Raw genomic sequence first — 15,844 nt, 5'->3', positions numbered from 1 at the left:
GTTAAGCAGATTGACGATGATCTGAACGACCCGGCCCTAAACCCTTGATTACGACCGGAGTCACCGCCATGAAAACTGTTAGCCAACTGATCGCCGTTGCCACTTTTGCTCTGAGCGCTACCGCATTCGCGGTACCGAGCAATCAGGAAGATCGCTTCTTTACCCAGGTTTCTGAACAACAGCACACCATTGCTGCAGACGGCTCGGATCGCACCCCAGGGATGCAAGTCGCTGCCGATGGCTCCGACCGCACCCCGGGCATGCAGGTCGCTGCCGATGGCTCCGACCGCACCCCGGGCATGCAAGTCGCCGCCGATGGCTCCGATCGTACTCTTGGCCGCAGACTGGCATGAATACATTTGGTGGTCATCGCCCGAATGGGCCTTAAGATCGAACAGATCAGCCCTGCAAAATTGAACCTTGCAGGGCTTTTTCTTTTTTCAAGGAGGGAAATCGCAAGCCCAACGCCCGGGTGTCCATGAAATCGCCTGCACCTGCTTCGGTCGTTTACGCGCCAGGGTGGGAGAGCACATCCTTGAGCGAGTCGACAATCGGCTTGATGTAGTTCAAGCGTCAGCCCGACCGCAGGGGCTCGTGGGACTCGCTTTCGAGCCTCACCATGCTTTGCCAATCCTATCGCCCCCCTTGCTGATACTCCCGAGGCGTACACCCGAACTCCCGCCGAAACACCGTGTGCAGATACTGCGCAGATTTAAACCCACACGCTCTCGCAACGTCGGCAATCGCCGTATCGCTATTCTTCAGGCCACTGGTAGCCGCCGCCAGTTTGAAGCGCAGGATCTCGTCGTGCACGCTGCAGCCGCGCTCGGTGCGGAAATGCGATTCCAGTGACGAGCGCGATATGCCGACATAGGCCGCGACCTGCGCCGTCTTGATGCCCTGGCAGGCGTATTGGCGGATGAACAGCAGCGCCTGCATGACATGGGGGTTGCCCAATGGCTGGTGCAAGCTGGACACCTGCACGTTGACGGCGTCAGGCGGAATCAGGATTTGCGTGCCGGTGGACGGCATGCCGTGGAGCATCTGGTGGAGTAATTGGGCGGCGGTTCGGCCCATGGTTTCAGTGCCCTGGATGACCGAACTCAAGGGTACGCGGGTCAGGCTGCGGGTCAGCGGGTCGTTGTCGATGCCAATCAGTGCCACCTGTTCCGGTACGGCAATGCCGGCGGTCAGGCAGGCTTGCAGCAACTGTCGAGCGCGGGCGTCACTGACCGCGATGATTCCGATGGGCTTGGGCAAGCTTTGCAACCAGGCGATCAACTGTTCGACGGCGCTGTCCCAGAGCGGCGCGCTGGTACCCATGCCGCGATAGATTTCGGCGTGCAGGCCGTCGCGCTGCATCAGTCTGCGAAAGGCTTTCTCCCGCTCTTGGGCCCAACGATTGGCCTGTGCTTCAGGCAGGCTGAAGCAGGCAAAACGCTGCAACCCCGCTTCGATCAGGTGCCTGTAAGCAAGGGTAATCAGTGCGTTGTTATCGGTAGCGACGTAGGGAATCGTTTTCGGATAGGCCCCCTTCTCCTCATATGACCCGCCTACCGCTACCACCGGCAACTTGATGTCGGCCAGCGCCTCGCCAATCAACGGATCATCGAAGTCGGCAATGATCCCGTCACCCTGCCAGCGCTCGATGCCTTTCAAGCGACACAGAAAGTCCTCCTCCAGGAACAAATCCCAGGACGCGCGCGTGCTGCTCAGGTAGTTGCCGATGCCGCTGATGATGCCGCGGTCGTAGATCTTGCTGCCGTTGAACAACAAGGCAATGCGGTGAACAGGCGGTACTGTTTTCATTGTTTTACGCAGGTTCGGGGCCTCTTCCACAGAGGCGATGTGCACAGACTAGGCCCGTGGGCGGCGAAGCTCAATACGCAAAATCGCACTCTGTGTTGGTGTTTTTCATAATCAGCAGGCAGGGAGCCGTTGCTAGTATCGGGACACCGCCAAGAACAACAAGGACATGGTCAATGCAGTACTTTCCCGAAGTCGATCCGATCCGCTACGAAGGTCCGAACAGCGATTCTCCCCTTGCCTTCCGTCATTACGATGCCGACAAAATCATCCTCGGCAAACCGATGCGCGAACATCTGCGCATGGCCGCCTGCTACTGGCACACCTTCGTCTGGCCAGGTTCCGATGTGTTCGGTGCCGGTACGTTCAAGCGCCCGTGGCATCACGCCGGCGACCCGATGGAACTCGCCATCGGCAAGGCGGCAGCCGCGTTCGAGTTCTTCTCCAAACTGGGTATCGATTACTACTGCTTTCACGACACGGACGTCGCCCCCGAAGGCAACTCGCTGAAGGAATATCGCAATAACTTCGCGCAGATGGTTGATCACCTGGAGCGACATCAGGAACAAAGCGGCCTCAAGCTGCTGTGGGGCACCGCCAACTGCTTCAGCAATCCGCGATTTGCGGCGGGTGCCGCGAGCAACCCGGATCCCGAAGTGTTCGCCTGCGCCGCAGCCCAGGTGTTCAGCGCCATGAACGCGACCCATCGCCTCAAAGGCTCCAACTACGTGTTGTGGGGCGGTCGCGAAGGCTACGAAACCTTGCTCAACACGGACTTGAAGCGCGAACGCGAGCAACTGGGCCGCTTCATGCGCATGGTGGTCGAACACAAGCACAAGATCGGTTTCACGGGCGATCTGCTGATCGAACCCAAACCGCAGGAGCCGACCAAGCACCAGTACGATTACGACAGCGCCACTGTGTTCGGTTTTCTCCAGCAATTCGGGCTGGAACACGAAATCAAGGTCAACATCGAGGCCAACCACGCCACCCTCGCCGGCCACAGTTTTCATCATGAGATCGCGACGGCAGCCTCGCTGGGCATTTTCGGCAGCATCGACGCCAACCGCGGTGACCCGCAAAACGGCTGGGACACCGATCAATTCCCCAACAGCGTCGAAGAAATGACCCTGGCCATCTATGAAATTCTCAAGGCCGGCGGGTTCAGCAATGGCGGATTCAACTTCGACTCCAAAGTTCGCCGCCAGAGCCTGGATCAGATCGACCTGTTCCATGGCCACGTCGGTGCCATGGACGTGCTCGCCCAGTCCCTGGAACGCGCAGCCGCCATGCTGCAGAACGACCCGTTGCAGAAGCTCAAGGATCAACGTTACGCCGGGTGGCAGCAGCCGTTAGGCCTGGCGATGCTGTCGGGTGAATTCACCCTTGAGTCACTGGCCGAGCACGCCTTCGTCAACGAACTGAACCCGCAGGCCGTCAGCGGCCGGCAGGAAATGCTCGAGAACATCGTCAACCGGTTCATCTATCGCTGATGACCCACGCAGCCTGCGAGCGCTGTGACATTTCTACGACAAAACAGTGCTTGCGGCGCCTGCGGTTTCTCTACAGTTTTACCCAGCCCGATACTCATCGTCAGGCCGTTTCTTCAAACAACAATAAAAGGACGCCCCACAATGAAGAACCTGAAACGTACGCTACTGGCCTCTGCCCTGGCCCTGCTGTCATTGCCGGTGATGGCTGACGCCGCCCACCCGAAAATCGGCTTTTCCATCGATGACCTGCGCCTGGAACGCTGGTCACGCGACCGTGATTACTTTGTCGCGGCGGCGGAAAAAATGGATGCCAAGGTGTTCGTGCAATCGGCGGATGCCAACGAACAGAAACAGATTTCGCAGATCGAAAACCTCATTTCCCGGGGCGTCGATGTCATCGTCATCGTGCCGTTCAACGCCACGGTTCTGACCAACGCGGTGGCCGAAGCGAAGAAAGCCGGGATCAAGGTCGTGTCCTATGATCGGCTGATCCTCAACGCAGACGTCGACGCCTACATTTCCTTCGACAACGAAAAAGTCGGCGAGATGCAGGCCGGCGGCGTGATGCAAGCAGCGCCCAAGGGCAATTACTTTTTGCTGGGCGGTGCACCCACCGACAACAACGCGAAGATCCTGCGCGAAGGCCAGATGAAAGTGCTGCAGCCGGCCATCGACAAGGGCGATATCAAAATCGTCGGCCAACAATGGGTCAAGGAATGGAACCCGACCGAAGCGCTGAGCATTGTTGAAAACGCCCTGACCCGCAACGACAACAAAATCGACGGCATCGTCGCCTCCAACGACGCAACCGCCGGCGGCGCGATCCAGGCACTGGCCGCTCAGCAACTGGCCGGCAAGGTGCCGATTTCGGGTCAGGACGCCGACCTCGCCGCAATCAAGCGAGTGATCGCCGGTACCCAGACCATGACCGTCTACAAGCCGCTGAAACTCATTGCCTCCGAGGCCGCCAAGCTCTCGGTGCAACTGGCGCGCAACGAAAAACCCGCCTACAGCTCGCAGTACGACAACGGCAGCAAAAAAGTCGACACCATCCTGCTCACGCCCACGGCGTTGACTAAGGACAACATCGACCTGCTCGAACAGGACGGCTTCTACACCAAGGCGCAAATTGCCGGTAAGTGATCAAGGCATCACTTTCTGGTCATGCGCAAAACCTTGTGGGAGCGAGCCTGCTCGCGAAAGCGTCAGCACATTCAAAAGCGATGCAAGCTGAACCACCGCCTTCGCGAGCAGGCTCGCTCCCACACCGGTTTCATGATGTCTGAGTTCCTGTTTTGCGAGCCTCTCCATGCCCGACTATCTGCTGCAAATGAACGCAATCGTCAAAACCTTCGGCGGTGTCAAAGCACTCAACGGCATCGATCTCAAGGTCAAACCAGGTGAATGCGTGGGACTGTGCGGCGAGAACGGCGCCGGCAAGTCCACGCTGATGAAAGTCCTCTCGGCGGTCTACCCGCATGGCACCTGGGACGGTGAAATCCTCTGGGACGGACAACCGCTCACGGCACAATCGATCAGCGAAACGGAAGCCGCCGGCATCGTCATCATTCACCAGGAGCTCGCGCTGGTTCCGGACTTGTCGGTGGCCGAAAACATCTTCATGGGCCATGAACTGACCCTGCCCGGCGGACGGATGAATTACCCGGCGATGATCCACCGCGCCGAAGCTCTGATGCGCGAACTGAAAGTCCCCGACATGAACGTATCGCTGCCGGTTTCGCAGTACGGCGGCGGTTATCAGCAATTGGTGGAAATCGCCAAGGCCCTGAACAAGAAAGCGCGCCTGCTGATCCTCGATGAGCCATCCTCGGCCTTGAGCCGTTCGGAAATCGAGGTGTTGCTGGACATCATCCGCGACCTCAAGGCCAAGGGCGTTGCCTGTGTCTACATCTCCCACAAGCTCGATGAAGTGGCCGCGGTATGCGACACCATTTCAGTGATCCGTGACGGCAAACACATCGCTACCACGGCCATGGCCGACATGGACATTGCACAGATCATCACCCAGATGGTCGGCCGGGAAATGAGCAACCTCTACCCGACGCAGCCCCACGACATTGGCGAAGTGATCTTCGAGGCCCGTCACATCACCTGTTACGACGTCGATAATCCCAGGCGCAAACGCGTCGACAACGTTTCGTTCGTCCTTAAGCGTGGCGAGATCCTCGGCATCGCCGGGCTGGTCGGCGCAGGCCGCACGGAACTGGTGACCGCGCTGTTCGGCGCCTACCCCGGTCGCCACGAGGGCGAAGTCTGGCTGGAGGGGCAACGCATCGACACCCGCACGCCCCTCAAAGCCATTCGTGCAGGTGTCTGCCTGGTGCCAGAAGACCGCAAGCGCCAAGGCATCATTCCGGACCTGGGGGTCGGCCAGAACATCACCTTGGCCGTGCTGGACAGCTATTCGAAACTGACCCGCATCGACGCCGAAGCCGAGCTGGGTAGCATCGATCGGGAAATCTCGCGGCTGCACCTCAAGACCGCCAGCCCTTTCCTGCCGATCACCAGCCTGTCGGGCGGCAATCAACAGAAAGCCGTTTTGGCGAAGATGCTGCTGGCTCAACCCCGGGTACTGATACTCGATGAGCCCACCCGGGGTGTGGATGTCGGCGCCAAGTACGAAATCTACAAGTTGATGGGCGCGCTGGCCGCTTCAGGCGTGTCGATCATCATGGTGTCGTCGGAGCTGGCCGAGGTGCTCGGCGTCTCCGACCGCGTGCTGGTGATCGGCGAAGGCAAGTTGCAGGGCGATTTCGTCAACCATGAACTCACGCAGGAGCAGGTGCTCGCCGCCGCCCTCAGCCAGCCTGGCAGCCATAACAATAATGATCGGAAATCCGCGTAAATGAATCAGGTTAAACAACTGTTCACCCGCTACAAGATGCTCGCGCTGGTGTTTGCCGTGGTGTTGATCTGGCTGTTTTTCAGCTGGCAGACCGAAGGCGGGTTTCTGACCCCGCGCAACCTTTCCAATCTGCTGCGCCAGATGTCCATCACCGGCATCCTCGCCTGTGGCATGGTGCTGGTGATCATCAGCGGCGAGATCGATTTGTCGGTCGGCTCATTGCTGGGTCTGCTCGGCGGGTTGGCGGCCATTCTCGATGTGATCTACCACGTTCCACTGCTGGCGAACCTGAGCCTGGTTGTCCTATGCGGGCTGTTGATCGGCCTGGCCAACGGCTACATGGCGGCATATCTGCGCATACCCTCCTTCATCGTCGGCCTGGGTGGCATGCTGGCTTTCCGCGGCATTTTGCTGGGGATCACCGGTGGCACGACCATCGCTCCGGTATCGCCGCCGCTGGTGTACATCGGTCAGGGTTATTTGCCCCACTCCATCGGCGCCGGCCTGGGCGTCGTGTTGTTCGCGCTGACGGTGTTCCTGACCTGGAAACAACGGCGCAATCGCGCTCTTCATGGTCTGGCGGCGCATTCCCTGGCACGTGACGTGATACGTGTGTTGTTGATCGGCGCCGTGCTGGCCGGCTTCGTCCAAACGCTCAACAGCTATGACGGCATTCCCGTGCCGGTTCTGCTACTGCTGATTCTGCTGGGCGTGTTCAGCTACGTTGCCAGTCAGACCGTCTTCGGTCGACGCATCTACGCCGTGGGCAGCAACATGGAAGCCACGCGCCTGTCCGGTATCAACGTGCAGGCCGTGAAACTGTGGATCTTCGGGATCATGGGCGTGATGTGCGCCCTCGCCGGCGTCGTCAATACCGCGCGCCTGGCCGCCGGTTCGCCTTCGGCCGGCAGCATGGGCGAACTCGACGCCATTGCCGCCTGTTTCATCGGCGGCACCTCCATGCGCGGCGGTTCCGGCACCGTCTACGGCGCCCTTCTCGGCGCGCTGGTCATCACCAGCCTGGACAACGGCATGTCCATGCTCGATGTCGACAGCTATTGGCAGATGATCGTCAAGGGCAGCATTCTGGTGCTGGCGGTGTGGGTGGATGTGAGTACGCGTACCGGGCGACGTTGAGCAGCGGCGCGGCCTATCTGCAGGAACAAAAGGGAGCCCGGAGCGATAAACACCGGGCTTTCTGTCCATATCGAATTTCAACGGCTGTAAACCCTCCAAAGTTGATCTACCCGAGTCGTGAAGCTCTGGCTCATCATCTCCCGGCGCATTCCCCAGTCGGGATCGCCCGGCACACTCGCCAGACGCATCGTCCCTCTGCCCCAGCGCTCATTGATTGAATCCAGAACGCCCATGACTTTCTCCGTCGCAACCGGTTGCGAAATCGAGAACAGGTCATCGGTGTATTCACCTTTCTGGCACAGGTTGACCAGCAGCACCTCAGCCTTGCTGTACTTGAAGCCCGGGCGGAAAACCCGGTTTACCGCTTCCATGGAAGCCTTTGTCATGAGCCGTACGTCATCGGTCGGGTATGGCAGCTCAACCAGCACGCCGTTGGCGTATTTCGCTTCCTCCGGATTGAACATGCCCGTGCGTATGCTCACGCGAATCTTTTTGCACAGTGATTGCTGTGCCCGCAGTTTCTCCGTGGCACGCATCATGTAGGTGGCCACCGCTTCCTTGATCGGTGCGATTTCAGTGAGACGTGTGCCGAACATTCGGCTGCAGCAAATCTCCTGCTTGGGCGGATCGGGCTCGTCGAGTTCAAGGCACGCTACGCCGGCCAGTTCACGCGCGGTCTTTTCGATCACCACGCTGAATTTTCTGCGCAGCGTCCAGGCATCGGCTTGCGCCAGATCCATGGCCGTGTTGATGCCCATGCCCTGCAAATGCGCTTTCATCCGCTTGCCGACGCCCCACACCTCTCCCACATCCGTGTTGCGCAGCGTCCAGTCGCGCTTGAATGGATCGCAGAGATCGACCACCCCGCCCGTTTTATCGAGCAGGCGCTTGGCGGTGTGGTTCGCAAGCTTGGCCAGGGTTTTGGTTCCGGCAATACCGACACCGACGGGAATGCCAGTGCGCTTGTAGATCGTTGCCCGCAATTTGCGACCGAAAACGGTCAGGTCGCCAGGGACTCCCGTGAGATCGGCGAACGCCTCGTCGATGTAAAGGAAAGGTGTCAACCCATGGACATAGGCTGGAGCGTAATGATCATGCGGTTTTAGAGTTGGTTTCGGATGTCCATAGAACACACGCGTTTTGCACGTAGATAGCCCACGTAAGTCCATGCCAAAAAAGCTCGTTTCATGTGCCAAACACTGCCTGCGTGACCCAAATGTGCGAAATTGCACTCCACCTGACCACTCTCTCACCTTCGACCTGACCAGCAATTTGCGTTCGTTCGGACCGCCGATTCCATCAGAATGTCCACCACGCTCAGTAGCCATGAACGACAGAGAGCGGCCGATTCTGTTGAAAAATTCGGTTTTTCCAGATTGGCCCTATGATGACGGCTGAAAAGGCTTTTTTTGCACGTCGCTACGCGAAATTTGAGCCCCGACTACTCTGCTCAAAGGAAAGATTTCAATCTCACGCGCGTACTTTTCTGTCGAGGAAACCATGGCCGACTTTTTCAACAGAGTCGGCCAGAAGCAGCCCTTCATACTAGCGGAGAAGGCTGCATCTCACTACGCTCGAGTAACCGCATGGAAGGAACAGTTTGAATGGATTACCTAATTCGGAATGCATTGAATGCGGATGCCCCAGCTATCAGTCGGGTCATCATTGATACCCTGCGAGAGTCCAATGCTCAGGACTATTCACCCGAAGTTATCAATCAAGTGGAGCAAAGCTTTTCTCCACAGGCGATCCTTCGTTTGTTGATGCAACGTCAGGTGTTAGTAGCAACACTCGGAAGTCATGTCGTTGCAACGGCCAGTCTTGAACAGGACGTTGTGCGAAGTGTGTTTGTCGACCCTGTCTATCAAGGGAGGGGCATCGGACGTCAGCTGATGACAAGAATTCAATCAATCGCCATATCCGGAAGAATCAACGAGCTGCGCATCCCCTCTTCTATCACTGCTGAAGGTTTTTATGCTTCGCTTGGCTTTAAAAAAGTTCGAGACGTATTTCACGAGTCCGAGCGTACGATCATCATGTCGAAGACATTGGCTCAGTAGTTTTACTGTCTGTATTTAGATGGCTGCTTTGGGTCGACTTCTGCCTGCCACGAAGGATGGGGGTCTACCCAAAGCTGACGTTATCCAAGAACTGCTATCGCCCAGAAATTGAGAAATCCAGACGATCAGCCGTAACATTCGGTGCCGGTCTGGTCGGCGCAGGCAGAACGGATGTCATCGAATGCTGGAACGTTCACTCTCCGAAGAGACCGTTAGCGTCTACGAGAGGCTCAGAGACAACCGCTGCCTCGTTGCTTTTGCCGCAAACAACATCGAGCGAATCCGCAACAAGCGCGTCGTCCGTGGCTGCGAGATCACCGAGCCGGGCGAGAAGAAAAGTGCGGACAATGTTTCCAGCTTGATCGACATGAAAGGCATAGAGGGGAGTGATTGATCGAGCTTCGCACCTAGCCATAGCCCATGTGACCGAATATTTTCGCCCAGTTTCTTTGTCTGAAAGCTTTGTGATAGATGTCTCCCGATACAACACATTCTGAGCATTGGAAGTAACCACTGATGCATAAACCGCTATAGCTGGACTGTATGAGACTCGATAGGTTGGAGCTAAAGGCGAGATATTTGGCGTGCTCTCTCTAAGTGCACTCAAGGTCAACTTGTCAAAGTCAGTGCGAGTTTTCCCTGATAGTGCGTTGGAAATCTCATCGATCACTACTTGGTCGAAGATAATTGATTCTTTTGGATGCTCAGGGCCAGCAGCAAGGGCGATTGGGGGCAGTCCAGCGAACAAGAATGCAGATAGTAATGTCAACAAACGCATTGGAAACTTCCTTGGATATTCAACAGTGGTTGAGTGGTTTGCGCTTCTTATCGCGATGTAGTGTTTTAGGGCTTCTTTGTCACTCCGTAAGTCCTTGCACGGCGCAGTAGTGTCTACGGCAAATGCGACAATGCTTAAAGAAGACCGTACTATGTGTGATGGCAAGGGCTGCTGCTCACTGATGAAGTTACTTATTTGCCATCACCGTGTCCACCGTCCACTTTTGGCCGATTTGTGCCGCTCACGACAGGCAGAAACCGGCCGAGAGTGTGTAAAAATACTTCTGCGAACCCTTGATATGATTTCTGAGGATTTCATCGTAGGGATCGCCCATGATGCGCTTTATCCAAGGTGAACACCGAGGCCAAGGCACCGTACTTCCCGAAAGCCTCGACGACTTCGTCAGCGATACTAATCCGGCGCACTCGTAGTGGCTGGCCAGCAAGTAGAGCTGGTGCTCCTACAGCCGCGCCTCTGCCCGCAACGGTGGAATGTTGATGCCAGCGTATCGGAGAGTTGGACTACGGCATTGTCGGTATCAACCACGGCGAGCCGTCGACATCTCAAGCACCGTATCACCGTTTGGTGGGCAGAAAATGAGTGGCCTGGGCCGTGAAGGTGGTGTCTGGGGCATTCAGGAGTGCCTCGATACCAAATTCATTTCCCCTGGCTCTGAAAGATCGGTAAGCCGACCCTGCAAAGCCTGCCATCGACAACTGGGAAACCGGTCGTCACGCTTTGTTCTAAACCTCTGTTGTGTTGACCCGCCCTTTCAGGTGCTTTCCCGATCCACCAGGGTAAACCCAGTATCAACTCGCACCGTCTTACCGCCGTCGGGATGCTTAAAACGCTCCAGCAGTGCACGGGCAACCTGGTCACCGATGCGCTTGCCGTCCACCCGCACGGTGGACAGCGCAGGATGCACATGAGCAGCGCTGCTCAGGTCGCCGAAGCCCATCACAGCGATATCCTCGGGAACGCGCATGCCTCGGCTGGCTGCTTCGGCGAGCACACCCTGTGCGACGGTGTCAGAGCTGCATACCACAACATCCGGGGCTTCACCGGCCTCCAGCAGTTGCTTTAGGCCCTGGCGGCCGACTTCCAGCGTGGCCGGCGGGGTCAACACCTGCATGGGCACGCTGGTAATACCGTGGCGTGCCAGTTCGCCAACCAGGCTGTTGCAGCGGCGCAGGCCGCGAGGGTCGCTGATGCTGACAACGGAGAAACGCTGGTAGCCTTTGCCGAGCAGGTGTTTGGCGATGGCCGCTCCGACGCCCTCATGGGAAAAACCAACCAGCATGTCGAGAGGGTCTTCACTCAGGTCCCAAGCTTCGACCACTGGAATGCCCGACTGGGCCAGGCGCAAGCGGCTGGATTCGGTGTGCAGTGTGCCGGTCAGCACGATGCCGTCCGGGCGTCGCCCCAGCACGGCTTCGAGCAGCTTCTCCTCCTGTTCGGCCGAATAGCCCGTCAGGCCCAGCAGGGTCTGATAACCGGCTTCGGTCAGGCGGTCCATGAGGGCCTGGACGGTGTCGGCGAAGATCGAGTTGGCGATGGTGGGCAGGAAAATTGCCACCAGGCGGGTTTTTTTGCTGGCCAGCGCGCCGGCCAGCATGTTGGAGACGTAGCCCGTCTGGCGCACCGCCGCGAGCACTTTTTCACGCATTTCTTCGCTGACCACCTCTGGGCGGTGCAAGGCACGCGACACGGTAATCGGGGATACACCCGCGACCTTGGCCACATCGACCAGTGTCGGGCTGCCCGCTTTTTTAACTGCCTGCGCATCGGCCGTCGACGACGGCTTCGCGATTTGTCTTGCCATGCTGATTCCGAGGCTATTCGACTGACCGAGTACGCGGCCCCAGGCAAGTATTGCCCCGGGCCGCACTGTGGGCAAGATACCCGGTAGGCCGGCGAACTGCCAGATCAGCGCTGCTTCTGCTATTGCCCGTCGATGGCAGCCGGCTGCCCGTCGAAGCATGCATGCAGGCTGGCCAGGACCATTTCACCCATTGCCAGGCGCGTCTGCTGCGTGGCGCTGCCGCGATGCGGCTGCAGCACTACGTTGTCCAGCTCGCGCAGGGCCTGCGGCACGTTTGGCTCGTCGACGAACACATCCAGCCCGGCGCCGGCTATCACTCGGTCGCGGAGCGCGGCCACCAGTGCCTGCTCATCGACCAGTTTGCCTCTCGCCACGTTGATCAGGTATCCCTGCGGCCCCAGGGCCTGCAGCACCTTGGCGGTGATGATCGCCTCGCCGTTGTCCGCCGACGCGGCCAGCACCAGAACATCGCTGCAGCGTGCCAGCGCCTCGATATCCCTGACATATTCATGACCGCTCTCAGGCTGCTCCTTGCGGTCGTGGTAACGGATGGTCATGCCGAATGCCTGCGCGCGATGGGCGATGGCGTGCCCGACCCGGCCCAGGCCGACAATGCCCAGCGAGATACCCGAGACTTTTCGAGCCAGAGGTTGCGGCGTCTTGCCCCAAGCGCCGGCACGTACGATTCGCTCGCCGGTGCCAAGCTCGCGCAGGGTCATGATCAGCAGGCCGATGGCCATGTCGGCGACGTCGTCAGTGAGCACGCCTGGCGTGGTGCTCACCTGCACGCCACGGCTGGCAGCATGGACAAGGTCCACAGCGTCGGTACCGATACCGCTGATGGCGATCAGGCGCAGCGCGGGCAGGCGGTCCATGACCGGGTTGGCCAGGCCCTTCGCGCCACCGGTCACCACTGCCTGGATGGACTTGCCATGGCAGGCCAGAAATGCGTTCGGGTCTGCTGCCTCGTAAAGCCGGTGGACGCTATAGCGTCGCAGCAGCTCGCGGTCGATGTCGTCGGGCACGGGTTGGGTCAGAAGAATGTTGATCATGGTGTTCATACCTCAGGGGCGTGATTGCAACGGAAGTGGGGGTCATGCACGTTCAAGTGCCAGCTTGCGCAGCGTGCCCATGCTCAGGAACGCCAGCGCGCCCAGCAGCGCGTGGCCTGCGACCACGTAAAGCGCGCCTTCGAACGAGCCCGTCGCATGCACGATGTAACCGATGATGATCGGCGTGATGATCCCCGAGATGTTGCCGAACATGTTGAACAGCCCGCCCGCCATGCCGGTAATCTGCTTGGGCGCGGTGTCGGACACCAGGGTCCAGTCCACCGCCACCACGCCCTTGCCGAAGATCGCCAGGGACATCAGCAGGGTGACAATCCAGATCGAGTCGGTGAAGTTGCACAGCACCAAGGTGACGCCGATGCTCATCCCGCACACCAGCGGGATCTTGCGCGCCAGGGTCAGCGAGAAACCACGACGCAGCAGGAAGTCGCATACGGCGCCTCCGCACAGCGCACCGAGCAGGCCGCAGATGCCGGGGATTGCTGCAATCGCACCAGCCTCCATGATGTTCAGCCCGCGGCCCTTGACCAGATAGATGGGGAACCAGGTCAGGAAGAAATATTGCAGCGAGGTGTCGCAGTATTTGCCCAGGTAGATCGACCACATCATCGGGCTGCGCAACAGCACCTTGAGATCGGAGAAGCGTGGTTGGAACGCGCCTTTCTCCCGCGCCTTGTCCATGTCGATCTCGGCACCGCCGCTGCGGATATGTTCAAGCTCCGCATCGTTGACCAGGCCATGCTCGGCTGGGGCCTTGACGAACTTGAACCATAGCGCGCTGATCGCGATACCAAGCCCGCCCATGAACCAGTAGACATGCTCCCAGCCGAAACGGTGGGCGATAAAGCCCATCAACGGCGCCAGCAGGACCACCGACAAGTACTGCGACGAGTTGTAGATTACCGTTGCCAGGCCTCGCTCCTGCATGGGGAACCAGGCTGCGACAATGCGGTTGTTGGCCGGGTATACGGGGGCTTCGATCACCCCCAGCAGGAAACGCAGCACGAACAGCGTGGCGACCGCGACCGGTACCGAGAGGAAGCCGGTCATGCCTTGCGCCACGGTGATGCTCGACCACAGGAATAGCGAAATGCCGTACACCCGCGCCGAACCGAACTTGTCCAGCAGCCAGCCGCCGGGCAACTGGCCCATGACATAGGCCCAGGCGAAGGCCGAGAACATGTAGCCCAGTGTCACCGTGTCGATGCTTAGCACTTCCATCAGCGCGGAGCCGGTGATCGACAGCGTTGCCCGGTCGCCGACGTTGATCGCGGTGACGATGAACAGCATGGCGAGAATGTAGTAGCGGACATGGGTCCGTTTCTGGCTGGTGGGAGCTGCGCTCGCCGCTGCAGCGGTTGTCAATTGATCCACGTACGTAACCCTCTTATTGTCTTTTTTATGTCGATCGGACCCGTAGGCGCTGTCATCAGCGCCCGGGCCTTGTGGTTCACGATTTTTTCCGGTCGTACAGTTGCAGCAGGGCCTGGCCGGCCCTTGGTCTTACGGGCGTGTGCCGACCTCGACGACTTGCGCGGTCCAGGGCTGTACCTGCTCGCTGAGGGAAAGGCCCAGGCCCGGACGGGTCGGTACCAGCATTCGCCCGTCGCGGGTTTCGAGACGCTCGTTGAACAGCGGCTCCAGCCATTCGAAATGTTCGACCCATGGCTCAGTTGGGTACGCTGCTGCCAGGTGTACGTGCAGCTCCATGGCAAAGTGTGGTGCCAGCATCACGCCGGCCTGTTCCGCCATTGCGGCTACCTTGAGGTACGGGGTGATGCCGCCTACCCGTGGCGCGTCGGGCATCAGGAAATCCGCACTGCGCAGTTTGATGAACTCGGCGTGCTCGGCAACGCTGGTCAGCATTTCGCCGGTGGCAATAGGCGTGTCGAACTGCTGCGCCAAGGCGGCATGCCCTTCGGCGTCGTAGCAGTCCAGCGGCTCCTCGATCCATACCAGATTGAACTCTTCGAAGCGCCGGCACATGCGCTGCGCAGTCGGCCGGTCCCATTGCTGGTTGGCGTCGACCATCAGTGGGAAGTTTTCACCCAGGTGCTCGCGCACGGTGCTGACGCGGTGCAGGTCGATCGCGCAATCGGGTTGGCCAACCTTGAGCTTGATCCCGCCAATGCCTTTCTCGCGGGACAGGTCGGTGTTCTTAAGCAACTGGTCGAGAGGCGTGTGCAGAAAACCGCCTGAGGTGTTGTAGCAGCGTACCGAATCGCGCTGGGCGCCGAGCAGGCGAGCCAGCGAGAGGTTGGCGCGCTTGGCCTTGAGGTCCCACAGGGCCACGTCGAAGGCACCGATGGCCTGAGTCGACAGGCCACTGCGACCTACCGAGGCGCCCGCCCAGCACAGCTTGGTCCACAGCTTGGCGATGTCGCTGGGGTTTTCGCCGATCAGCGCCGGGGCAATTTCTTTGGCATGGGCGAACTGGCCCGGGCCGCCGGCGCGTTTTGAATAGCTGAAGCCCAGCCCGCGGTGTCCATCGACCGTTTCGATCTCGGCGAACAGAATGGCGATCTCGGTCATCGGCTTCTGGCGACCGGTCAATACCTTGGCGTCGCTGATCGGGTTCGCCAGCGGCAGAAACACCGATGAAACCTTGATGTAGGCAATTCGGTCGTTGTCAGCGCACTGCAGGTTTTGCGGTTGTTGTGGCATTTGAGGCTTCCTTCGGATTGGCGGTTTTATTTTGATGATTGCGCAATCATTCGCTCGTAAAAAAATACCCGAGGAGGCTTGGGCTCCTCAGGGCATAGGGAGAGATTACACTGATTGCGCAATCATTCAAGTTCCAATTTGCTCTTGG

The 15,844-nt window shown here is 59.0% G+C and carries 13 protein-coding genes and 1 pseudogene; 8 read left to right on the top strand and 6 right to left on the bottom strand.

Features of this window, described 5'->3' with window-relative positions:
• Positions 1-68: 68 nt before the first annotated feature.
• The gene (locus K9857_RS07490; RefSeq protein WP_224534306.1) at positions 69-353 is read left to right on the top strand and encodes a hypothetical protein; all 285 of its coding nucleotides are present in this window, start codon (positions 69-71) and stop codon (positions 351-353) included.
• Between the two features lie 280 nt (positions 354-633).
• Here K9857_RS07490 and K9857_RS07485 read toward each other — a convergent pair whose 3' ends face one another.
• Entirely contained in the window at positions 634-1,809 is a 1,176-nt protein-coding gene (locus K9857_RS07485; protein ID WP_224534304.1) for a XylR family transcriptional regulator, read from the bottom strand.
• A gap of 173 nt (positions 1,810-1,982) precedes the next feature.
• Here K9857_RS07485 and xylA point away from each other — a divergent pair, with 173 nt between their 5' ends.
• The 4 genes from xylA (at position 1,983) to K9857_RS07465 (ending at position 7,302) form a co-directional block, all read left to right on the top strand.
• Complete coding sequence (gene xylA / locus K9857_RS07480; protein ID WP_224534302.1) at positions 1,983-3,299, top strand: xylose isomerase; 1,317 nt, start codon at positions 1,983-1,985, stop codon at positions 3,297-3,299.
• Positions 3,300-3,440: 141 nt separating this feature from the next.
• Positions 3,441-4,442, top strand: a complete 1,002-nt coding sequence (gene xylF / locus K9857_RS07475; RefSeq protein WP_224534300.1) for a D-xylose ABC transporter substrate-binding protein — start codon at positions 3,441-3,443, stop codon at positions 4,440-4,442.
• Positions 4,443-4,608: 166 nt separating this feature from the next.
• Positions 4,609-6,165: a D-xylose ABC transporter ATP-binding protein gene (gene xylG, locus K9857_RS07470; RefSeq protein WP_224534292.1), complete on the top strand. Its 1,557-nt coding sequence runs from the start codon at positions 4,609-4,611 to the stop codon at positions 6,163-6,165.
• Complete coding sequence (locus K9857_RS07465; protein ID WP_224534290.1) at positions 6,166-7,302, top strand: sugar ABC transporter permease; 1,137 nt, start codon at positions 6,166-6,168, stop codon at positions 7,300-7,302.
• Positions 7,303-7,379: 77 nt separating this feature from the next.
• Here the strand turns inward: K9857_RS07465 and K9857_RS07460 are convergent, their stop codons facing one another.
• A complete protein-coding gene (locus K9857_RS07460; protein ID WP_224534288.1) occupies positions 7,380-8,471 on the bottom strand; it encodes a DUF4113 domain-containing protein in 1,092 nt (363 codons plus the stop codon).
• A 435-nt stretch (positions 8,472-8,906) separates the two neighbouring features.
• Here K9857_RS07460 and K9857_RS07455 point away from each other — a divergent pair, with 435 nt between their 5' ends.
• The 3 genes and pseudogenes from K9857_RS07455 to K9857_RS07445 form a co-directional block, all read left to right on the top strand.
• Entirely contained in the window at positions 8,907-9,362 is a 456-nt protein-coding gene (locus K9857_RS07455; protein WP_224534285.1) for a GNAT family N-acetyltransferase, read from the top strand.
• A 181-nt stretch (positions 9,363-9,543) separates the two neighbouring features.
• Complete coding sequence (locus K9857_RS07450; RefSeq protein ID WP_224534283.1) at positions 9,544-9,756, top strand: hypothetical protein; 213 nt, start codon at positions 9,544-9,546, stop codon at positions 9,754-9,756.
• Between the two features lie 716 nt (positions 9,757-10,472).
• Positions 10,473-10,559, top strand: a pseudogene (locus K9857_RS07445) (hypothetical protein); the annotation flags it as partial.
• A gap of 353 nt (positions 10,560-10,912) precedes the next feature.
• On the opposite strand, the gene K9857_RS07435 reads toward K9857_RS07445, so the two are convergent.
• The 4 genes from K9857_RS07435 to K9857_RS07420 form a co-directional block, all read right to left on the bottom strand.
• On the bottom strand, positions 10,913-11,962 hold the full coding sequence (locus tag K9857_RS07435; RefSeq protein ID WP_224534281.1) for a LacI family DNA-binding transcriptional regulator: 1,050 nt from the start codon (positions 11,960-11,962) through the stop codon (positions 10,913-10,915).
• A 119-nt stretch (positions 11,963-12,081) separates the two neighbouring features.
• On the bottom strand, positions 12,082-13,014 hold the full coding sequence (locus tag K9857_RS07430; protein WP_224534279.1) for a 2-hydroxyacid dehydrogenase: 933 nt from the start codon (positions 13,012-13,014) through the stop codon (positions 12,082-12,084).
• A 42-nt stretch (positions 13,015-13,056) separates the two neighbouring features.
• Positions 13,057-14,322 carry an MFS transporter gene (locus K9857_RS07425; RefSeq protein ID WP_224534364.1) on the bottom strand — a complete coding sequence of 422 codons (1,266 nt, stop codon included), beginning with the start codon at positions 14,320-14,322 and terminating at the stop codon, positions 13,057-13,059.
• A gap of 213 nt (positions 14,323-14,535) precedes the next feature.
• Positions 14,536-15,696: an L-talarate/galactarate dehydratase gene (locus tag K9857_RS07420; RefSeq protein WP_224534278.1), complete on the bottom strand. Its 1,161-nt coding sequence runs from the start codon at positions 15,694-15,696 to the stop codon at positions 14,536-14,538.
• Positions 15,697-15,844 lie beyond the last annotated feature (148 nt).

Source organism: Pseudomonas sp. REP124 (genome assembly GCF_020164475.1).
Lineage (GTDB): Bacteria > Pseudomonadota > Gammaproteobacteria > Pseudomonadales > Pseudomonadaceae > Aquipseudomonas.
The sequence above is the reverse complement of the archived record's forward strand: the minus strand, read 5'-3'. Positions and strand labels throughout refer to the sequence as shown.